The following is a 21,039-nucleotide window of genomic DNA, read 5'->3' on the forward strand; positions in this document are numbered from 1 at the left end:
TCGGGTGGCTTTGGTCTAGTCTTGCCGCTTCACTGGCCCTGATGTGTTGAACAGGAAGAGAGCATTGTCCACGGACGAGATTGTCGATCCCACGATTGCCCCTTCCGATCAGGTCAAGCGTTTCCTGCTGCATGTGGGCGTGCCCGTGGCGTGCGTGGTGGGCATCATTGCCATCATCGCAGGCTTTGGCTGGCACTCCTACCGCACGGTGCGCACCGGCGCGCTGGCCCTGACGCATGAGCTGCTGGTCAGCCAGCAGGATTACATCGCCAAGGAAGTCAATTCCTTCCTCGCCCCGGCATCGGCTGGCAGCGTGGTGGCGCGTGACATGCTCGAACATGGCGCGCCCGCGGTGGAACAGAAGATTTTCATGGGCTACAGCAGCACCATGATGCGGAACGTGCCGCAGATCCAGTCTTTCTACATCGCTGATGGCGATGGCAATTTCAGCACGCTCGAACATGGCGAGAACGACCAGCAGGTGGCCCTGACCACTCTGGTCAGGCAGCCGGACAAGCCGCCCGTCTTCACCCATGAACTGCGTGACGCCAACGGCAAGGTGCTCAAGCAGTGGCAGACCCCGGCCGGTAGCTACGACCCGCGTGGCCATGCCTGGTTTGCCGATACGGTCAAGGCAGGCCAACTGCACTGGACCCACCCCTACATTGTGGAAGTGACCCGGCAGCTTACGCTTACGGCGGCCATTCCCTACAAGGGGCAGGATGACAAGACCTATGTCTATGCCATCAACATGTCGCTGGCGCATCTGAACAAATTCCTCAATTCCCTGCGCATTGGCGAGAGCGGAAACGCCATCCTGATGGACCGCGAGGGGCATGTGCTGGCAGGCCACGGCATGCAGGAGGCCGAGGCCGCCGCAGGTGGCGACCCCGACAGGATGAAGCTCGACCCGAAGCATTTTCCGGTCATGACCAAGGCGTTTGATGAATACCGCGTGCATGGCGATGGCGCGCGCACGGTCAGCGTAAAAGGCAAGGCTTACGTCACCATCACGGCCAACCTGCCGGTTGGCACCGATAACTGGGTGCTGCTGCTCGTGGCGCCCGAGGATGATTTCTCGCATTTCGCCATGGCGGATGGGCGGCAGAACCTGCTGTTCACCGTGCTTGTCGTGATCCTGGCCTCGGGGCTGGGGCTGCTTTTGTTCCTTCAGGCGCGCCGGGCCGACCGCATGCGCGCGCAGATTGCGCAGTCCCGCGCCGTGGCCAATTACGAGAGCCATGCCCTGCAATCGGTCGCGTCCTATCCGGACCTGTTCAACCCCGAAGATAACGCCCTGCTCCTGACCGAAACGCTGGCCGATCAGTCCCATGCCCGCCGCGCCGCCATCTGGCGTATCCTGCATGACGGGCACACGCTGATGTGCATCGATTCCTATGACCGGCAGCAAGATGTGCATTCCGGTGGCTTCGAGATGGCCACCACGGACCTCAAGACCTTCTTCGATGCCGTCTCGCATGGTGATGCGCTGACAACGGACAATGCGGCGGCCGATGAGCGGGTGGGCGCGTTCTACCGCGTCTACATGCGCTCGTTTGGCAGTCAGGCGCTGTTCTGCAGCCCCATTCTGGGCAGCAGCGGTCCGGTGGGCGTAATCACGCTTGAGGATGCGCCACGGGCGGAGGTGGTCTCCCACTTTGTGGAAATGATGGCGGGCGTTACGGCGGCACGCTTCTCCGCGCAGCATTACACGGCGGTCGCCGCCGCGCGCGAGGAGCTGGAATCCGAGCCCTCGCCCGATGAAGTGCCGCATGACCCCAGCCAGGGCTTCCTGCTCGCGCCCGGCAGCCTGGGCATGAATGCCCAGACCTCGGCGGAGGACCTGGCCGGCATGGAAGGGTTCTTCCCTGCCGTGGCCATCATGGTCATCAGCCTGTCGGACATGGTCATGACGGCCCAGAACGACCCGATGGCCAACCTCAAGCTGATCGATTCGATGGCGGGCATGCTGCAGGACATCGCCCACCAGTGCGGGCTGTTCTCCATCCGCATGCTCGGCCACCGCGTGGTGTGCGTTGCAGGCTGCTCGCACACGCCCGACAAGGGGGCGGTCTTCCGCATGGCCAACGCGGCGCTGATGATGCGTGAAAACACGCTGGCCGTGCTGTCGAAGGCGGACCTCGACCCCGTCTTCCGCATCGGCATTGATGTCGGCCCCGTTTTTGGTGGCATGCTTGGCAAGGCGCCGCAGGCCTTCAACCTGTGGGGCGACGCCATGGGCATGGCCGAGATGATGGCGCAGGGCGCGCCTGATGTGGGCACCATTCAGGTGACGGAGGATGTCTATCATCAGCTGCGCCAGAACTTCCTGTTCCGTGAGCGCGGGCGCTTCTTCATTCCCGGCGCGGGGCTGACGCGCACCTATGTGCTGGCCGGGCGGCGATGACCGATACCTCTCCCCCGCCGCCCGAGCAGCAGGCATCAGGCATGCTGGCCCAGATGGGCCCGCCAGAGGACAGCAAGGATACGGGCCGCGTCGCCACGCTGATCGGGCGTTTTGCGCCCTGGCTTGCCGCCATCGGGCGGCTGACGCGCCATCAGGTCCGCTTCACCCTGCTGCTGATCGGGGCCGGATGGGGCACGCTGCGTGAGAGCCTGCGCCCCAATTCATGGCGCAGGCCGGTCATCTATGAATTCCGCGCCACCTTGCGGCAGGTCATTGGCGGCGGTTTCCTGAGCATTGTCGTTACCGCTACGCTTGCGGGACTCATGGTGGTGTCGCAGGCGGCGTACTGGCTGGGTTATGCTGGCATGGCGCAGATGACGGGCTCGATCCTGGTATCGGTTCTGGTGCGTGAAATCGCGCCCATCCTCGTCGGCATCATCCTGATGGGCCGCAGCGGCATGCTTTCGCTGACCGAGATCGGCATGATGGTGCTTGGCGGCGAGGTGCGCGGCCTGCAGGCGCGTGGCATCGACCCCTTCCTGGCGCTGGTCATGCCACGTACCTTCGCCTTTACGGTGGGGGGCTTTACGCTGGGCATGATCTTTGCGGTCGTGTCGCTGCTCATGGGCTTTGTGGTGGCGCATGCCAGCGGGGCGATCACCTCCTCGGTCTGGACGTTCTTCTTCAACGTGCTGGTCGCCATGACCACGTGGGATTACCTCATCATCCCGCTCAAATTCGTGCTGGTCGGTTTCTTTGTCGGGCTGGGGGCGTGTATTTCGGGGCTGACCGTAAGCAGTAACGATACGATGGCCACCATCATGCCGCGCGGCTTCGCCCGCGGGATCATGCTGGTGCTGGTGGTCAATATCCTCTTCATGCTGGATTTCTGACCATGGCAGCAAACGCGCCCCTGCTGGAACTACGCGACGCCGTGCCCTCGTTCGAGGAAAGTGGCCTCATGCCCGCGCCCTACAACCTGCGCATCATGCCAGGCGAATGCGCGGTGATCGACTGCCGTGATTTCGAGCGTGCCGCCATGTTCGCCGATCTGTGCACCGGCATGATCCCGCTCACGCAGGGCAGCATCAGGTTCATGGGGCTGGACTGGAGCACGCTGTATGACCGGCAGCTCAATGCGCTGCGCGGGCGCATCGGGCGCATCTCGCGCCATGGTAGCTGGCTGAGCCTGTTCGGCACGCATCTCAACATCATGCTGCCACACCTGTACCATACGACAGACCCGTTCGATCACGTGGTCCGGCGCGCGACCGAGCTTGGGCATACATTCGGCTTTCCCGGCCTGCCCGTTACCGCGCCAGACCGGCTTTCTGGCGCGGATCTGGCGCGGGCGGCCTGCGTGCGCGCCTTCATGGGGCGGCCCGACCTGCTGATACTGGAAGATATTTCCGACATGCTGCCAGAAGAGACGGTCCTGCCGTTTTTTGAAACGATGACCGCCGCGCGCGACCGTGGCTGCGGGGTGCTGTGGTTCGTCCGCTCCTCTGCCGCGTGGCATGAATATCGCAAGGCGGTGAATATCCACATGCGCCTTCTCGACGAAGGTCTTTTTTCCCTGCGGGTGGTGTAATGGTGCAGAAACAACAGTCAGACGGAATCCGGCAGCTTGTGCGCGTCCGTTACGCCGATGAATGGGTGGGCATTCTCGTTCTGGTTGCCCTGGTCATCCTGTTCGGCGCGGTGATCGAGGCTGGCGTGCTGCGCGACTGGCTCACGCCCGCGGGCAGGCTGCGCATCGTGCTGCCTGAAAACGGGGTGAGCGGCCTTTCTGTTGGTGATGACCTCGAGGTGATGGGCATCCATGCGGGCACGGTGCGCCGCGTGCGTATCAACCCATCGGGCGGCATGTACGCCATTGCCGAGATCGACCCCGACATCGAACCCTATATCCGCCATGACAGCACGGCCATCATCCGCAAGCGCTTCGTGGTGGCGGGGGCGAGCTATATCGACATCTCGCGCGGCGTGGGCGAAAAGCTGGACTGGAGCTACGCCGTGCTCAGCGCCACCAACGCGCCCAACCCGGCCGATACCATTACCCAGACCTTCAGTGACATCCGTGACCGTGTGATCCCGGTTCTCGATAATGCCCAGCACATGATGGCAACGCTCGATGCCACCATTACCGACATGCACGCGGGCAAGGGGTCCATCGGGCGGCTCATGACCAATGATGACCTGATCCGCCAGGCGGAACAGATGATTACCAGCCTTGACGCCACGGTCAGCCAGCTGACCCCGATCGAGAAGCAGCTTGCCGTCGTGATGGACAAGGCGAGCGCCTCGATGAGCAACGTGCAGAAGGCGACGGGCGACCTGAGCAACGCCACGCCTGCCATTACCGGCAACCTGAAGGATGCCAGCCAGCAACTGCCGGTCCTTCTGGTGCAGGCCCAGACCACGGCGAGCAGCCTGCAGAAGCTGGTCGATCAGATGCGGGGCATGTGGCTGCTGGGTGGTAGCGGTAACAAGGTGAAGAAAGGCCATGCCCGTCTTCCCGCGCAGAAGGTGCAGCCATGATGATGAAAAAGGACTACGCGGCACTGGGCCTGGCACTGGCCCTTGCTGCCTGCGGCGGGGCACAGAAGCCTGCTCCCCCGACCGACAGCACCCTCTCGCAGGATATGGATACCGGACGCGATGCCGTGGGGCTTGACCGCCTTGCGGTGGCCGAGCAGCAGTACCGTGCGGCAGGCGAGCGTGCCGTGGCGCGGGATGATGTAACGGCCATAGGCGATGCAGGCTACAATCTGGCTACCGTGCAGCTTGATGAAAACAAGCCGCAGGATGCGCTGGCCACCATTACCTCGACCCGTGCGGCGCTGGCGCTGCGTGGGCAGACAACGGATGATACGGGGCTGGACCTGGTGCAGGCCGGTGCGTTGCACCGCCTGGGCCGCGAGGCGGAAGCCGCGAAACAGGCTGCCCTTGCTGCAGGCGCGCAGGATCCTGACATTGCCGAAAAAGGCCAGTTCATCCGCGGGCTGATTGCTGATGAAAGCGGGGATAGCGCAACCCTGGCCTCGGTCGCGGCATATTTCGAGACCCTGACCGGCAAGCTGCCCGATAGCTGGGGTGCCGACGCCAGGGAGATGGCGGCCCGTAACCTGCTCGCCACCGGTGGTAGCGCCCAGACCGCCTGGCAGGATGCGCTGCAGGCTGCGACCATCCGCCAGACACAGGTGCATTACCGTGACATGGCCCGCGCCCTGGGCGTAGCCGCCCGTGCGGCGACGAAAGCAGGCAATGCGCAGGCTGCGGCCCAGCTCTATGCCCGTGCCAGCCAGAGCGCGCGGCAGGCCGGGGATACGACGGCAGCCGACCAGTGGGCCAGGCTTGCCGGAACGGCGTCGGTAGCCGATCCTTTTGCCATACCCGCCGCACCCTCGGCCACAGGTACGGGCAAAAGCGCGAAATAGTGGCCCGATGCCCTGCGGCGTGCATGCGCGCCGCAGGGTGTCTTTTACGATATGGGGAAAGGGAGGGTCATGGCCGTCCGGCAGGGGCGGCATGGCGCCTGAGCCTGCCTTCCCATGCAGGCGGCATTCCGGAAAAAGATGTCTGGCGCCACCATGACCCGTCTCCATCTGCCCGGCCTGTGCGGCAGGCTCCCGGTTGCGCTTTTGCCAGATATGGCCTGCCAGTCAGGCGGACCTGCTTTTCAGGAAGTGGGGAAGGAGGCGGCCGCTTAAACTATTTTATGATTTCAGGCAGCCTTCCTGAAAAAGATCAGGAGAGGGCATGACGCCCCATCCCGCTCAGGTCAGGCTTTCCAGTCCGGTATGCCGCTCGATCAGCGTGGCGCTGGCCGTGTTCAGTCCGGTCAGGCGCACCTGCATGCCCTGCGCCTTCATCCGGCCCACGAGTTCTTCCACGGCGCCTGCCGCCGTCATGTCCCACAGATGGGCGTGGGTGAGGTCGATGGTGATGTCGCGGGCGGTGTCATGCAGGTCAAATGCATCGGTAAAACCGTCGGATGATGCAAAGAAAACCTGCCCGTTCACGATATAGGTGCGTATCTGGCCATCGGGGGAAAGCGTGCTGGTGACCGACAGCATGTTCGACACCTGAAAGGCGAAGAACAGGCCATTGAGCAGTACGCCCACGGCCACGCCCGCGGCAAGGTCATGCGTGCCCACCACAACCGCCACGGTGGCCAGCATGATGATGCTGGTCGTGCGCGGATGGTGCGCCAGATCACGCAGCGACCCCCACGAGAACGTGCTGGCCGAGACCATGATCATGATCGCAACGAGGGCCGCCACCGGCACCTGCGCCACCCACGGGCGCAATGCCACCATCAGCAGCAGCAGGAACGCGCCCGCCACAAAGGTGGAAAGCCGCCCCCGCCCGCCATAGCGCAAGTTGCCCACCGTCTGGCCAATCATGCCGCACCCCGCGATGCCACCAAACAGGCCCACCGCAATGTTGGCCACGCCAAGGCCCATGCATTCCTGCTTCTTGCTGCTGTGGGTGTCGGTCATGTCATCGACCACGCGGGCGGTCATCATGGATTCGAGCACGCCCACGCTGGCCATGGCCAGGGCGTAGGGGGCGATGATGCCCAGCGTATCAAGCGAGAACGGCACATCGGGCCAGACCAGATGCGGCAGGCTGTCAGGCAGGCGGCCAAGATCGGCCACCGTGTGCAGCGGCATGGGCCAGGCCACGGCCACCACCGTCAGCACCACGATGCAGATGAGCGGCGAGGGGATGGCAGTAAAGAAGCGCGGCACCGTGTAGATGATGACAAGCCCCAGCGCGATCATGGCATAGGTATGCCAGGTTACATGCAGCATGTGCGGCAGCTGGGCCGAAAAGATCAGGATGGCCAGCGCATTGACGAACCCGGTGCGCACCGGCCGCGAGACATAGCGCATGAGCACATCGAGCTTGAGGATGCCGAACAATACCTGCAGCAGGCCGCACAGCAAGGTGGCCGCCAGCAGGTACTGCACGCCATGGGCGCGCACCAGCGCTGCCGCCACCAGCGCCACCGAGCCTGCGGCCCCCGAGATCATGCCCGGCCGGCCGCCCGTGAACGCAATGACCACGCTGATGACGAAGGAGGCATAAAGCCCAACGGCCGGGTCCACTCCCGCCACGAAGGAAAACGCGATGACCTCGGGGATCAGCGCAAATGTTCCGACCATCCCGGCCAGAGTGTCGCGCGTGATATTGCCGAACCATTCGTGGCGGTAGCGGGCGAGTGCTGACATGTAAGAAACAGGGCCTTTCAGGGTAGGGAAATCAGGTGTCGGCTAGGGTCATGTCCGCGCGCCGCCACCAGCAATGGGGCGCCGCGCGGGGCTGGGGCAGCACCGCGAGCGGGTCGCCGGTGTAACGGACCGTGTTGGTGGGTGTTTCTTCTATTTCGATGGCCGCACAGCTCAGCGCCCCGCCATCGGCGGCGAGGAAGGCATTGAGCTTGGCCATGAGCAGGCAGGCCAGCAGTTCGGTCGTGGGGTCGCCCGGCGTGACCATGATGCGGGCCGCGCGCCCGGGTTCATGCGTGCGGAACCAGGCCAGCAGCGGGTCGCCCTCGGCAAGTTGCAGCGCATGGTCGACATGGTTGTCGATAAAGCCGTGCCACACGCCCTTGGCGCGCTCGAAGGGCATGACCATGTTGGTGCCGCCATCAAGCGGGGCGGGCGTGGTCGCGCGCAGGTGCACGCGCACATATTCATTATGCCCATGTGGCAGGGCGCAGCGCTCGCTACTGCCTGCCAGCAGCCGGTGCGCCATGGAAAAGCGGCGGCTGAAGACCAGTTCAAACATGGTGTTTTTGTGCCATGAACCGCTCCCATCCTGCCTTGCGCAGCAGGCAGGCCGGGCATGTGCCGCACCCATGCCCCCATGCATGCAGCGCGCCGCGCGTGCCAAGGTAGCAGCTATGGCTCTCGTGGTTGATCAGCCGCACCAGCGCATCGCCGCCAAGCTGCTCGGTCAGGTCCCATGTCTGGGCCTTGTCGATCCACATGAGTGGCGTGTGCAGGATGTAATGGCTGGCCATGCCCAGGTTGAGGGTGACCTGCAGGGACTTGATCGTGTCATCGCGACAGTCGGGGTAGCCGGAATAGTCCGTCTCGCACACGCCGGTCACGATGTGGCGGATATTGCGCCGCGCGGCCAGTGCTGCGGCAAAGGTAAGGAAAATTATGTTGCGGCCGGGCACAAAGGTATTGGGCAGGCCATCTTCGGTGAGGGCGATTTCCGCTTCGCGCGTCAGGGCCGTGTCCGACACGGTGCCAAGGGCGGCGAGGTCAAGCGTATGGTCGGCGCCGAGGCGCTGCGCCCATGAGGGGTTGAGGCGTGCCATGCCATCGCGCAGCGTGGCGCGGCATTCCAGTTCCACTGCATGGCGCTGCCCGTAATCGAACCCCAGCGTTTCCACCCGGCCAAACCGCGCCAGCGCCCAGGCCAGGCACGTGGCTGAATCCTGCCCGCCGGAAAACAGGACCAGGGCTGCTTCATTCTCGGACCTGGAGGGGGGAGGAGGGGAAACGCTCATGTTCAGGGGATCCCGATCAGCTTGTGGGTCTGGAGCGACAGCCGCCATTGCGGGTGGCGCATGCAGTAGTCAACCGCTGCCGCCGTATTCTGGTTGCGGCGAGCATCATCCATGGGCTGGAGCCAGAACTGCTCGAAATCCAGTCCCGCCACATCGGCGGGTTGCAGGTCGGGCTGGGGATAGACCAGCTTGAGTTCATGCCCCGATTTCTGCACCAGCTTAGCGCCCGCCTTGGGGCTGACGCATAGCCAGTCGATGCCAGCGGGCGCAGGCAGGGTGCCATTGGTTTCCACCGCCACTTCAAACCCACGCGCCTGGACTGCGGCAATCAGCGTCGCATCAAGCTGGAGCAGGGGCTCGCCGCCGGTAAACACCACAAAGGCCCGAGCGGCATCAGGGCCGGGCCATTGCGCTGCGATGGCATCGGCCAAAGCGCCGGCATCAGCAAAGCGGCCGCCACCCGTTCCATCCGTTCCGATGAAATCCGTATCACAGAACTGACAGGTCGCCTGCGCGCGGTCACGCTCCAGCCCGCTCCACAGGTTGCACCCTGCAAAGCGGCAGAACACGGCGGTGCGGCCAGTCTGTGCGCCCTCACCCTGCAGGGTGGGGAAGATTTCCTTTACGGTATAGGACATGTTCCAGATTTCGTGATGCACGTGGCCAGATTACAGGGCCAGCATGGGAAAATGCCCCTGGCCGGTCCCCGCCCGGCCGCGTCGGGTTCAGCCCTGTTTGTCAGATGTATGCATGCCCAGCCTGTCAAGCAACTGTCGGTCGCGCAGGGCTGCGGGATTGGGCGTGGTCAGCAGGCGCTCGCCATAGAAAATGGAGTTCGCACCCGCCAGAAAGCACAGGGTCTGCGCTTCATCGGTCATGTCTTCGCGGCCCGCGGCAAGGCGCACGCGGCTGGCGGGCATGGTGATGCGGGCCGCAGCGATGGTGCGCACGAACTCGATCGGGTCAACCGCCTCGGCCTTATCGGCAAGCGGGGTGCCTTCCACGCGCACGAGCATGTTGATCGGCACGCTCTCGGGGTGGCGGGGCAGGCTGGCCAGTGTCGCGATCATGCCTGCACGGTCGGTGCTGTCCTCGCCCATGCCCACGATCCCGCCGCAGCAGACATTGATGCCCGCGTCACGCACGTTCTCCAGCGTATCGAGCCGGTCCTGAAAGGTGCGGGTGGAGATGATGTCGCCGTAATATTCGGGCGAGGTATCGATATTGTGGTTGTAGTAGTCCAGCCCGGCATCCCGGAGCTTATGCGCCTGCCGGTTGTCGAGCATGCCCAGGGTCACACAGCTTTCCAGTCCCAGCGCCTTGACGCCCTCGACCATGGCGCACACGGTCTCGAGGTCATGCTCCTTGGGGCTGCGCCAGGCGGCCCCCATGCAGAAGCGCGCGGCACCCGCGGCCTTGGCGGCGCGGGCTTCCTTCAGCACTTCCTCCACTGCCATGAGGCGGCTGGCCTTGACGCCGCCATCCTCATGCACTGCGCTCTGCGGGCAGTAGGCGCAGTCCTCGGGGCAGCCGCCGGTCTTGATCGACAGCAGGGTGGAGATCTGCATCTCGGTCGGGTCGAAGCGTGCGCGATGCACGGTCTGTGCCCGGTAGATCAGGTCGGGGAAGGGCAGGGCCATGAGGGCCGCGACCTCATCGCGCGTCCAGTCCGTGCGGACGGGAGGCATGGAGGTGCCATGCAAGTGCAGGGTATCCGGGCTGCTCCCATCGGGCATCGGGCTTGGGTCCTCTGGCGGATAGTGGAAGAAACGCTTTCGGCTGTGCCATACAAAACCGGCGATGGCCACTCTTTTATTGCTATGGGGCCATCGCCGGAAACGGGGGTCAGCCCAGCACGCGGGCCAGTGTCGTGCCCAGTTCGGCGGGGCTGGGGGCGATATGGATGCCCGCCTCGCGCAGGGCCTCGATCTTGGCGCTCGCGGTCTCGTGCCCGCCGGTAATGACCGCGCCCGCATGGCCCATGCGGCGACCGGGAGGGGCGGTGGCGCCCGCAATGAAACCGACCACGGGCTTGTGCGTGCCGCTTGCGCGGATCAGTTCCGCCCCGTCAATTTCCGACGTGCCGCCGATCTCGCCAATCATGACGATGGAATGCGTGTCGGGGTCCTCGATCATGCGGGCGAGTACATCGGTGAAGTCCATGCCCTTGACCGGGTCGCCGCCAATGCCCACGCAGGTGCTCTGGCCCTGGCCGATGGCGGTGGTCTGGGCCACGGCCTCATAGGTCAGGGTGCCCGAGCGCGAGACGATGCCCACATGCCCGCGGCGGTGGATGGGGCCGGGCATGATGCCGATCTTGCATTCATCGGGCGTGATGATGCCGGGGCAGTTGGGGCCGATGAGCAGGCTGCCCGACTGCTCGAGGGCGGCGCGCACGCGCACCATGTCCTGCACGGGAATGCCCTCGGTAATGCACACGATCAGCGGAATACCGGCCGCGATGGCCTCAAGGATGGCATCGGCGGCGCCTGCGGGCGGTACGTAGATGACCGAAGCCTCGGCCCCGGTTGCGGCCCGCGCCTGCGCCACCGTGTCGAACACGGGCAGGCCCAGATGCACGCTGCCGCCCTTGCCGGGGGTTACGCCGCCCACCATGTGGGTGCCGTAAGCCAGCGCCTGCTCGGTGTGAAAGGTGCCCTGCGCGCCGGTAAAGCCCTGCGTGATCACCTTGGTGGATTTGTTGACGAGAATGGACATGGCTCAGGCTCCCGCGTTACGGACGGCGGCTACGATCTTGCGGGCGGCATCGCCCAGGTCATCGGCGGGGATGATGGTCAGGCCGGATTCAGCCAGCAGCGCCTTGCCGCGATCGACATTGGTACCCGCCAGGCGCACGACCAGCGGCACGTTCAGCCCGGTCTCGTGCGAGGCGGCGATGATGGCCTCGGCAATGACGTCGCAGCGCATGATGCCGCCAAAGATGTTGACCAGGATGCCACGCACCTTGGGGTCGCCGATGAGGATGCGGAAAGCCGCCGCCACGCGCTCCTTTGAAGCGCCGCCACCGACATCAAGGAAGTTGGCAGGCTCCTCGCCTTCCATCTTGATGATGTCCATCGTGGCCATGGCCAGGCCAGCGCCGTTGACCATGCAGCCGATATTGCCGTCCAGCCCCACATAGGCCAGGCCGTATTCGGCGGCTTCGCGCTCACGGGGGTCTTCCTCGTGCTCGTCGCGCAGCTTCGCGATCTCGGGGTGGCGGTAGAGCGCGTTCTCGTCGAACGACATCTTGGCGTCGAGTGCCAGCAGGTCGCCCGCTCCGGTCACGACCAGCGGGTTGACCTCGACAATGGCGGCGTCAAGGCTGGTGAACGCGGTATAGGCCGCGCGCACCACGGCCTGGAACGCGCGGATCTCGCGCCCCTTCAGGCCCAGGCGCACGGCAAGCTCGCGTGACTGGTAGTCGCACAGGCCCTTTGCAGGGTCGATATATTCCTTGAAGATGCGCTCGGGCGTGCGGGCGGCGACCTCCTCGATCTCCATGCCGCCATCGGGGGATGCGACAATGACCACGCGCCCGGTCACCCGGTCGACCAGCATTGAAAAATACAGCTCGCGCGCGATATCGCAGCCGGATTCGACATACAGCGTGCGCACGACGCGGCCCGCAGGCCCGGTCTGCTTGGTAACCAGCACCTGGCCAAGCATGGCGCTGGCGGCTTCCGTCACCTCGGCGGGAGTACGGGCGAGGCGCACGCCGCCCTTGCCCTCGGGCTTGCCCGCAAAATGCCCGGCCCCGCGCCCACCGGCGTGGATCTGCGCCTTGACCACGGTAACCGGCGCGCCAAGCGCCCCGGCTGCGGCGGCAGCTTCCTCGGCTGTGGTGGCGGCATGTCCTTCAGGCACGGGCATGCCGTAGGAGCGCAGGAGCGCCTTTGCCTGATATTCATGGATATTCATGTGGCGACCCAATCTGTCGTTCTTATTGGCGGTGTCGGGCTAGGCCCCTAGCATGATTTGGTCGCGCAATGACAGGGGGGATAAGGTGTCAGGATTGGCGTAAACATGAAACATGTGTCATGTCCTCTCCCTCAATGGCACGCTGCGCGCGCCTTCGTGGAGAAAAAGCACAAGAGCAGGTTGCGATGAAACACTGGCGCATTGAACAGATGAACTGGAACAGTTTCGACCCGCAACGGGTGGACCCTGACATGATACCCGTCATCAAGGCGGCTTCTGTTGTGGAACGTAATGGCCTTGATTACGCCCGCTACCTGAAGAATGTCTTTGCCGATGACCCCGCTTTTGCCCGTGCGGCGGATAACTGGGCGGTAGAGGAAGTGCAGCACGGCGATGCGCTGGGCCGCTGGGCCATGCTGGCCGACCCCGGCTGGGACTACATGACCGCCTTCGCCCGCTACCAGAAGGCCTACAGCCTTGACCTTGAGGTGGATGCCTCCATACGCGGCTCGCGCACGGGGGAGCTGATCGCGCGCTGCATGGTCGAGACGGGCACCTCCTCCTTCTACACCGCGCTGGCCGATGCAACCGACGAGCCATTGCTCAAGGCCATATGCAAGCAGATCGCGGCCGATGAATACCGGCACTTCAAGCTGTTCTATGACCACATGCACCGCTACCTGCGGCGTGAGCGCCTTGGCGTGTGGCAGCGCACCCGCATAGCGCTGGGCCGGGTGACGGAAAGCGAGGATGACGAACTCGCCTCCGCCTTCCATACCACCAACGAGCCCGCCTCCATGCCCTACGACCACCGGCGCTGCATCGCGGCCTACATGTCGCGCGCGCTGCGGCTGTACAAGCCGCGCCATGCCGTGCGGGTCACGGGCATGATTCTCAAGACCATTGGCTGGGCGCCCCACGGGCGGCTGAGCGGGCTGCTCAGCAGCGCGGTGTACCGGCTGCTCATGATGCGCCAGCGCAAATTCGCGCGGATGACCGCCGCCGCCTGACCCCGGGCTGCTGCACGAAAAGGAATGAAGACTGAATGAAGGTGCGTGACATCAGGGCGGGACAGGCTGCCATCATCGCGGCGGGCTGCATGTTCATGGCAGGAACCGCGTGGGCGGAAGACGCGCCTGCGCCGCAGGTTCCGGCGGCTGCCGTGGCCTCTGCTCCGGCCCCCGCTTCGGCCCCGGCGGCTGACACTACGCCTGCGGTGCCCGCCCCGGTTCCGGCTGCCGCTTCGGCTCCTGCCCCGGTCCCGGCTACTGCTCCGGCTCCGGCTGCCGGGACGCAAGCGCCTGCCGAGCCGCCGATCAGCGACGCCACGCGCGCCGAGCGGCTCATGGCATCGCAGGTCGGGCTGCTGCACTTCACCTCGGCGAATTTTCACCGCGGGCTTGTGCGCCATATCGTCCTGTTCCGTTTTGTGCCCACCATTACCGATGCCCAGCGCGCCGAGGTGGTGCAGCGCTTCATGGCGCTGGCCCGTACTTCGCGCCGTGAAGACGGCTCGGCCGTGGTGGTCTCGATCGAGACCGGCGCGCAGATCAGCGGCGAGGGCGTGGACGAAGGGTTGCAGCAGGCCTTCGTGGTCACCTTCCGCTCGGAGGGGGATCGCAATTATTACGTAGGCCGCCCGGTCGTGACCGACCCGGCCTATTTCGACCCCGCGCATGAAGCCTTCAAGAAATTCGCGGCGCCCTATATCGTCACCACCCTCGTATTTGATTATGCCGTTGCTGCCGCGCATCCCCAGTACAGGGCGCCGGTCCAGACCGGGCATGCGGCGCAGGTTCCCCAGCAGCAGGGCTGACGGGCCGGGCAAACTTGCCACCAAGGAGTAGAACTACATGACCACCGTGACCCTCGGGCACCTCGATGAAACCGTGCAGCAGGCCTCGGCCGCCGCTGTTGCCCGCGTGCTTGAAGCCTATGAGCTGGAAATCGAATACGTCGTTGCCCCGCGCGCGGAGATGATCGAGCACATGCGCCGTGGCGATGTGGACCTGTTCGTTTCCGCCTGGCTGCCTGATGTGGACGGCGCCTTCCTTGCCCCCGAACTGGGCATGGAAGCCTTCGGCCAGCTTTATCGCCCCGCCTTTGGCTGGAGCGTGCCCGAGGCCGCGGCTACGGGTGTGACCTCGATTGCCGGGCTTGCCGCGGCGGACTGCCCCGTAAACCGCGAGATCGTGACCCCCGCCTCGCTGCTCGACCGGGTGCGCCAGGTCGTGGCCGCCTATAACCTGACCGAGGCGGGCTACACCATCGCCGCGCGCCCTGATGCGGAAGCCTGTGACCATGCAGCCCAGGTGCTTGAGGGCAGCCTGCCCGAGATCATTCCCGCATGGCAGCCGTCCTTCGTGCATTACGGCCAGAAGCTGCTTGCGCTTGATGACCCCAAGGGCAGCTACGGCGCGGAGCAGGAAGCCCGCATCCTGCTGCGTTCGGCCGCCCGGCCGGAAATGGATACCGACCTGCTCGACGAGCTTGACGAGCTGACGCTGGGCAACAAGGTGGTCAGCGCGCTCGATCATGCCATGCGCTTCGAGGGCATGAGCGCTGAAGACGCCGCCGAGGCCTGGCAGCGTGGCAAGCTGCTGCCGCGCTGAGGCCCACCATGACCCGCGATGAAAGCGCCGCCCCCGCCCCGCATGACGGACGTGATGCCGGGCTGCTCGCCCAGTACGAGCATTACCCCTATCCCGCCCGTGACCCGCGTGAGGAAAAAAGCAGGCTGCTGATTGGCAGCCCCAGCCACCTGCGCGAGATCGATTACTGGGTATTTGGCGCCACCCGCCCGCGCGCGCAGCCGCTGCGGGTGCTGGTGGCCGGGTGCGGCACGGGCGATGGCGCGATCATGCTGGCCACCCACATGGCCCGTGCCGGGCGAGCGGGCGAGGTGCTGTGCCTCGACCGCTCGCCTGCGGCGCTTGACATTGTGAGCAGACGCGCGGCGGCGCGCGGGCTGGAGAACATGCGCTTCGTGCGCGGCGACCTGACCGATATCGCGCAGGTCGCCCCCGGCCCGTTCGACTACATCGACTGCTGCGGCGTGCTGCACCATCTGCCCGACCCCGATGCCGGGCTTGCGGCCCTTGAGCGCGTGCTTGCGCCCGGTGGCGGCATGGGGCTTATGGTCTATGCACCCTATGGCCGCACGGGCGTGTACATGCTGCAGGATGCCCTTGAGCGCCTCGCCCCGGTGGATGAAGCGCCAAAAGGGCGGCTCGACGTGGCCCGCCGCGTCATGCGCCATCTGCCCGCGACCGCGTGGCTGCGGCAGAACACCAATTTTGGCGATCATCTGACCGGGGGCGACGCGGGACTGTATGACCTGCTGCTCAACCCGCGTGACCGCGCCTATGACATCACCGCCTTTCACGCCCTGCTTGACCGCGCGGGGCTTGCGGCAAGCTGCCTGATGGAACCCGCCCGCTACGACCCCGCCCTGCTGCTGCCCGACCCGCGCCTGCGCGAGCGGATTGCGGCCCTGCCCGAACGCGCCCGCCAGGCCGTGGCGGAGGACGTGGCAGGCAACATGGCCACCCATGTCGCCTATGTGTGCCGTGGCAGCGAGCCGGTTACGCGGGCTGACCCGCTTGCACCGGCAGCGGTGCCCATCATGCGCGAGATCCCTGGTCTTGAACTTGCCCGCATGATGGGGGCGGATGACCGGCTGCCCTTCGCATTCGGCACGCTTCAGGTTTCCATTGCCCTACCGCCGCAGGCGCGCGGCATCCTGCCGCTGATAGATGGCGAGCGCACGGTGGCCGAACTTGCCACGATCATGGAAACGCGTGGTGTCTCGGCCAGCCGCTTCGCCAGGATCTGGGCGCAGATGTTCACCACGCTGGAATCACTCAACCGGGTGCTGCTGCGCGCGCCTGCCTGAGCCATGCAGATCGACAGGCAGGCGGGCTGCATGTTGCCCGTGGTCATATTCGGGGCGAAGCTGCAGCCGGACGGCTCGCCGGGGCGCACATTGTGGCTGCGGCTGGCCGCAGCCCATGCCTATGGCGAGGCCCACGCTCCGGTGCTGTATATCCCTACTGGAGGTCCCTCCCACCCTTCCGGCATGCGGGAGGGCGAGGTGATGGCCACGCTGCTCGGGGCAGCGGGCGTGCCGCCTGATGCGCTGCTGGTGGAGGGCACGGCGCCCGACACGCTGGCCTCTGTCATCGCCTGCACGCGGCTGCTGCGCCAGCGCGGGCATGTGGGGCCGGTGGCAGTGGCGAGCAGCAGCTATCACCTGCCGCGCTGCCTTGTACTCATGCGCATGATGGGGTGGCCGGTGCTGCGCGTGCCACCGCCACGCGTGCCCGCCGCGCGCCGGTGGGGCAGGCGGTGGTTCTGGCGCCTGCGCGAGGTTGCGGCCGTGCCGTGGGATGTGCTGCTGCTCTCGCTCCACCTGCTCCGCGCGGGGCGTGATGGTGATTGACACTGCCCGCCCCAGCCCGCATCACGCGGATGAACCCAAGAACCATATTAGTCTGGATGGAAGTTATGCCTGTGCAAGCCTTTGTTTTCCCCGGCCAGGGAAGTCAGTCAGTTGGAATGGGGCGCGACCTCGCCGAGGCCTTCGCCCCGGCGCGGGAAGTGTTTCAGGAAGTTGATGAGGCGCTGGGCCAGCATCTCTCCAAACTCATGTTCGAAGGCCCGATGGAGGACCTGACCCGCACCGACAATGCCCAGCCCGCGCTCATGGCCGTCTCGCTGGCCGTGCTGCGGGTGCTGGAGCGCGAAGGCGGCGTGGACATCAGGCGCGATGTGGCCCTGGTGGCAGGCCACTCGCTGGGCGAATATTCCGCCCTTGCGGCGGCCGGTGCGCTGGGTATTGCCCAGACCGCCCGCCTGCTGCGCCTGCGCGGCAACGCCATGCAGGCCGCGGTGCCGCCGGGCAAGGGCGGCATGGCGGCGCTGATTGGCGTGGGCATGGACATGGCGCGCGCCGCCAGCCTGTGCGCCGAGGCCGCGACGTTTACCGATGAAGCGGGTAAAACGCACCGACAGATCATCGAGGTGGCCAACGACAATGGCGGCGGCCAGGTGGTCGTGGCGGGCGAGATGGCGGCGATTGACCGCATCATCGATCTGGCCAAAGCGCAGGGCGTCAAGCGCGCGCTCAAGCTGCCGGTCTCCGCTCCCTTCCACTGCTCGATGATGGAACCCGCAGCCGAAGCCATGCGCAAGGCGCTGGACGAGGCCGAGATCAAGGCCCCCGTCGTGCCCGTAGTGGCCAACGTAACGGCAGCCAAGGTTACCGATCCGGCCACGATCCGCGACCTGCTGGTGCGCCAGATTACCGGCACCGTGCGCTGGCGCGAAAGCGTGGATGCCATGGCGGCCATGGGCGTGGACAGCTTTGTCGAGATCGGCTCGGGCAAGGTGCTGGCAGGGCTGGTCAGGCGCATCAATGGCGATGTCGCGACCCGCTCGGTCGGCACGCCCGCCGATATCGAAGCCTATCTGGCTGCGCGCTGAAACAACGCTCCCGGTCATGGCAGCCGGGGGCATTCTGATTGATGGATACCGAAGGGAACGGACGGCTCATGTTCAGGCTGGATGGAAAAGTAGCGCTGGTGACCGGCGCATCGGGGGGAATCGGGCGCGAGATCGTGCGCGCGCTGCATGCGCAGGGGGCCACGGTGGTGCTGTCAGGCACGCGCCAGGCCGTGCTGGAGGAGGTTGCGGCCAGCATCGGGGCCGAAGGGGGCGCCGAGCGCCTGCATGTCTGCCCTGCTGACCTGTCGGATGCCACGGCGGCCGACGCGCTGGTCGCCGCCGCCGAGGAAAAGGCAGGCGCGCCCCTGGCCATTCTGGTCAACAACGCGGGGCTGACGCGCGACACGCTTGCGATTCGGATGAAGGATGAGGACTGGAGCCGCGTGCTCGACGTGGACCTTGCCGCTCCCTTCCGCCTGTGCCGGTCCGCGCTCAAGGGCATGCTGCGCCGCAGGGCGGGGCGCATCATCAACATCGCCTCGGTGGTGGGGGTGACGGGCAATGCAGGCCAGGCCAACTACGCCGCCGCCAAGGCGGGCATGATCGGCATGGGCAAGTCGCTGGCGCAGGAAGCCGGCAGCCGTGGCGTGACCGTGAACACGCTGGCGCCGGGTTTTATCCAGACCGCCATGACCGATGTGCTGCCCGAGGCGCAGAAGGAAAAGCTGGTCGGCTCCATCCCGCTTGGCCGCATGGGCCAGCCCGGCGATATCGCGCCGGCGGTGGTCTATCTGGCATCGGACGAGGCCGGATGGGTCACGGGGGCGACGCTTCATGTCAATGGCGGCATGGCGATGATCTGAGCAATGTGATATTTTGCTGGACAGCGGGCCTGAAGTGACAAAAAAGATAGTCCTGACAGCCCAGCTGTCCCCTTAATTGCGGGGCGTGCGGACAGGAAATGCAAACGCCGCCTTGGCTATTGCATCAAAACCGTGCTAATCGCCCGCAGCTTCGTCCGAAGCGGGCCGGTGTACGTCATCGGTTTGCAGGGACGTTACAGGACGAACACGTTTCGAACCGCCCGTTTCTTCAGGGGCAGACAGGAAGCAGAGACAGATGAGCGAAATCGCCGATAAGGTTAAGAAGATCGTAGTCGAGCACCTTGGTGTTGACGAAAGCAAGGTCACCCCGGATGCCTCTTTCATCGACGATCTGGGCGCCGACAGCCTCGACACGGTCGAGCTGGTCATGGCGTTCGAGGAAGCGTTCAGCGTCGAGATCCCCGAGGATGCGGCTGAAAAGATCACGACCGTGAAGGACGCGATCGACTACATCGAAAAGCAGAAAGCTGCCTGATCGACCCGTTTGTCGATCAATAGTTATTACGAATTCAGTCAGGTATCGTTACTTTCAGGAAGCAGGGCGGGTTGATGCAGTCTACCGGATCAATGTCTGGACAGCGGCGCGTTGTCGTAACCGGTATGGGCATGGTCAGCCCACTCGGACTGGGTGTTGAGCGCAACTGGTCGCGTATCGTGGCCGGGGAGAACGGTTTTGGCCGTATCTCATCGTTCGACGCCTCTGACCTGCCCGCGCAGGTTGCGGGTGAAGTGCCCGCAGGGCCTACGGAAAGTGGCGGCCTGACCCTTTCGGACTGGGTGCCCGTCAAGGACCAGAAAAAGATGGACCGCTTCATCCATCTCGGTCTTGTCGCGGCCACCGAGGCGGTCGAGGATTCGGGCTGGAAGCCTGAATCGGAAGAGGATCGCTGCCGCACCGGCGTCATGATTGGTGCTGGCATCGGCGGTCTTCAGACCATTTACGAGGCATCCGTGACGGTAAAGGAAGGCCGGGCCCGCAGGCTTTCGCCCTTCTTCATCCCGTCCGCCCTGATCAATCTGGTCTCCGGGCATGTCTCGATCAAATACGGATTCAAGGGGCCGAACCATTCGGTCGTCACCGCCTGCGCTACCGGCGTGCATGCCATTGGCGACGCCGCCCGCATGATTATGCTTGGCGATGCCGACGTGATGGTGGCCGGTGGGGCCGAGGCCGCCGTGTGCCCGCTGGGCATTGCGGGGTTCTGTTCCGCCAAGGCACTGTCCACCCACTTCAACGAAACTCCCGAGAAGGCCTCCCGCCCGTGGGACCGCGACCGCGATGGCTTCGTGATGGGTGAGGGCGCCGGTATCGTGGTGCTGGAGGAATACGAGCACGCCAAGGCACGTGGCGCCAAGATCTATGCCGAGGTGATCGGTTACGGCATGTCGGGCGATGCGCACCACATCACGGCCCCTGCCGCAGGGCATGAGGGTGCGTTCCGCGCCATGCAGAACGCGGTGCGCAGTGCGGGCCTGACCACGGCTGACATTCAGTATGTCAACGCGCATGGCACCTCCACCATGGCCGACGACCTCGAGCTTGACGCCGTCGAGCGCCTGTTTGGCGATGATGCGCGCAAGCTGGCCATGTCTTCCACCAAATCGGCCACGGGTCACCTGCTGGGTGCAGCGGGCGCGGTGGAGGCGATCTATTCCATTCTCGCCATCCGCGACAATGTCGCTCCGCCCACGCTCAACCTCGACAATCCCTCACGCGAGAGCGTGATCGACCGGGTGGCGCATACGGCGCAGGAGCGCAAGATCGACACGATCCTGTCCAACAGCTTCGGCTTTGGCGGCACCAACGCCAGCATCATCCTGCGCGGCGTGTAGGATCGGGGCGCTCACGG

General features: G+C 65.2%; 21 protein-coding genes. 14 read left to right on the plus strand and 7 right to left on the minus strand.

Annotated features, from left to right (window positions below):
• The first annotated feature begins 64 nt into the window (after positions 1-64).
• Genes CDI09_RS04590 through CDI09_RS04610 form a run of 5 tightly spaced genes read left to right on the plus strand, consistent with a single transcriptional unit; the run spans position 65 to position 5,847 of the window.
• Positions 65-2,407, plus strand: a complete 2,343-nt coding sequence (locus CDI09_RS04590; protein ID WP_078527070.1) for an adenylate/guanylate cyclase domain-containing protein — start codon at positions 65-67, stop codon at positions 2,405-2,407.
• Positions 2,404-3,300 carry an MlaE family ABC transporter permease gene (locus CDI09_RS04595; RefSeq protein ID WP_078527071.1) on the plus strand — a complete coding sequence of 299 codons (897 nt, stop codon included), beginning with the start codon at positions 2,404-2,406 and terminating at the stop codon, positions 3,298-3,300. The genes CDI09_RS04590 and CDI09_RS04595 overlap by 4 nt, the downstream gene beginning before the upstream one ends.
• 2 nt (positions 3,301-3,302) lie before the next feature.
• Positions 3,303-3,998 (plus strand): P-loop NTPase family protein, encoded by a 696-nt coding sequence (locus tag CDI09_RS04600; protein ID WP_078527072.1) that lies wholly within the window; start codon positions 3,303-3,305, stop codon positions 3,996-3,998.
• The gene (locus CDI09_RS04605) at positions 3,998-4,948 is read left to right on the plus strand and encodes an MlaD family protein (protein ID WP_078527073.1); all 951 of its coding nucleotides are present in this window, start codon (positions 3,998-4,000) and stop codon (positions 4,946-4,948) included. The genes CDI09_RS04600 and CDI09_RS04605 overlap by 1 nt, the downstream gene beginning before the upstream one ends.
• The gene (locus CDI09_RS04610; RefSeq protein ID WP_078527074.1) at positions 4,945-5,847 is read left to right on the plus strand and encodes a hypothetical protein; all 903 of its coding nucleotides are present in this window, start codon (positions 4,945-4,947) and stop codon (positions 5,845-5,847) included. The genes CDI09_RS04605 and CDI09_RS04610 overlap by 4 nt, the downstream gene beginning before the upstream one ends.
• A gap of 339 nt (positions 5,848-6,186) precedes the next feature.
• Here CDI09_RS04610 and CDI09_RS04615 read toward each other — a convergent pair whose 3' ends face one another.
• From CDI09_RS04615 to sucC, 7 genes are all read right to left on the minus strand, one after another.
• On the minus strand, positions 6,187-7,647 hold the full coding sequence (locus CDI09_RS04615) for a SulP family inorganic anion transporter (RefSeq protein ID WP_078527075.1): 1,461 nt from the start codon (positions 7,645-7,647) through the stop codon (positions 6,187-6,189).
• Positions 7,648-7,678: 31 nt separating this feature from the next.
• Positions 7,679-8,206 (minus strand): 6-pyruvoyl trahydropterin synthase family protein, encoded by a 528-nt coding sequence (locus CDI09_RS04620; RefSeq protein WP_078527076.1) that lies wholly within the window; start codon positions 8,204-8,206, stop codon positions 7,679-7,681.
• Positions 8,199-8,939 carry a 7-cyano-7-deazaguanine synthase QueC gene (gene queC / locus CDI09_RS04625; RefSeq protein ID WP_078527077.1) on the minus strand — a complete coding sequence of 247 codons (741 nt, stop codon included), beginning with the start codon at positions 8,937-8,939 and terminating at the stop codon, positions 8,199-8,201. The genes CDI09_RS04620 and queC overlap by 8 nt, the downstream gene beginning before the upstream one ends.
• A gap of 2 nt (positions 8,940-8,941) precedes the next feature.
• Entirely contained in the window at positions 8,942-9,577 is a 636-nt protein-coding gene (queE, locus tag CDI09_RS04630) for a 7-carboxy-7-deazaguanine synthase (protein ID WP_078527079.1), read from the minus strand.
• An 87-nt stretch (positions 9,578-9,664) separates the two neighbouring features.
• On the minus strand, positions 9,665-10,675 hold the full coding sequence (gene bioB / locus CDI09_RS04635; RefSeq protein WP_078527081.1) for a biotin synthase BioB: 1,011 nt from the start codon (positions 10,673-10,675) through the stop codon (positions 9,665-9,667).
• Positions 10,676-10,784: 109 nt separating this feature from the next.
• Positions 10,785-11,657: a succinate--CoA ligase subunit alpha gene (sucD, locus tag CDI09_RS04640; protein WP_078527083.1), complete on the minus strand. Its 873-nt coding sequence runs from the start codon at positions 11,655-11,657 to the stop codon at positions 10,785-10,787.
• Between the two features lie 3 nt (positions 11,658-11,660).
• Positions 11,661-12,860, minus strand: coding sequence for an ADP-forming succinate--CoA ligase subunit beta (gene sucC / locus CDI09_RS04645; RefSeq protein ID WP_110571196.1), 1,200 nt, complete (start codon positions 12,858-12,860; stop codon positions 11,661-11,663).
• Between the two features lie 185 nt (positions 12,861-13,045).
• On the opposite strand from sucC, the gene CDI09_RS04650 reads away from it, so the two are divergent.
• From CDI09_RS04650 to fabF, 9 genes are all read left to right on the plus strand, one after another.
• Positions 13,046-13,870, plus strand: a complete 825-nt coding sequence (locus CDI09_RS04650; protein ID WP_078527087.1) for an acyl-ACP desaturase — start codon at positions 13,046-13,048, stop codon at positions 13,868-13,870.
• Between the two features lie 35 nt (positions 13,871-13,905).
• A complete protein-coding gene (locus CDI09_RS04655; protein ID WP_236944510.1) occupies positions 13,906-14,676 on the plus strand; it encodes a Dabb family protein in 771 nt (256 codons plus the stop codon).
• A 37-nt stretch (positions 14,677-14,713) separates the two neighbouring features.
• Positions 14,714-15,472, plus strand: coding sequence for a glycine betaine ABC transporter substrate-binding protein (locus CDI09_RS04660; RefSeq protein WP_078527089.1), 759 nt, complete (start codon positions 14,714-14,716; stop codon positions 15,470-15,472).
• An 8-nt stretch (positions 15,473-15,480) separates the two neighbouring features.
• Positions 15,481-16,755, plus strand: coding sequence for a class I SAM-dependent methyltransferase (locus CDI09_RS04665; protein ID WP_078527091.1), 1,275 nt, complete (start codon positions 15,481-15,483; stop codon positions 16,753-16,755).
• Between the two features lie 3 nt (positions 16,756-16,758).
• The gene (locus tag CDI09_RS04670; protein WP_236944511.1) at positions 16,759-17,301 is read left to right on the plus strand and encodes a YdcF family protein; all 543 of its coding nucleotides are present in this window, start codon (positions 16,759-16,761) and stop codon (positions 17,299-17,301) included.
• Between the two features lie 65 nt (positions 17,302-17,366).
• Positions 17,367-18,344, plus strand: coding sequence for an ACP S-malonyltransferase (gene fabD / locus CDI09_RS04675; RefSeq protein ID WP_078527093.1), 978 nt, complete (start codon positions 17,367-17,369; stop codon positions 18,342-18,344).
• 68 nt (positions 18,345-18,412) lie between these two features.
• The gene (gene fabG, locus CDI09_RS04680) at positions 18,413-19,168 is read left to right on the plus strand and encodes a 3-oxoacyl-[acyl-carrier-protein] reductase (protein ID WP_078528140.1); all 756 of its coding nucleotides are present in this window, start codon (positions 18,413-18,415) and stop codon (positions 19,166-19,168) included.
• A gap of 256 nt (positions 19,169-19,424) precedes the next feature.
• A complete protein-coding gene (locus tag CDI09_RS04685; protein WP_003618476.1) occupies positions 19,425-19,664 on the plus strand; it encodes an acyl carrier protein in 240 nt (79 codons plus the stop codon).
• A gap of 92 nt (positions 19,665-19,756) precedes the next feature.
• Positions 19,757-21,022 carry a beta-ketoacyl-ACP synthase II gene (fabF, locus tag CDI09_RS04690; RefSeq protein WP_236944513.1) on the plus strand — a complete coding sequence of 422 codons (1,266 nt, stop codon included), beginning with the start codon at positions 19,757-19,759 and terminating at the stop codon, positions 21,020-21,022.
• The last annotated feature ends 17 nt before the right edge of the window (positions 21,023-21,039 follow it).

It is taken from the genome of Komagataeibacter nataicola (genome assembly GCF_003207795.1).
GTDB classification, from domain to species: Bacteria; Pseudomonadota; Alphaproteobacteria; order Acetobacterales; family Acetobacteraceae; genus Komagataeibacter; species Komagataeibacter nataicola.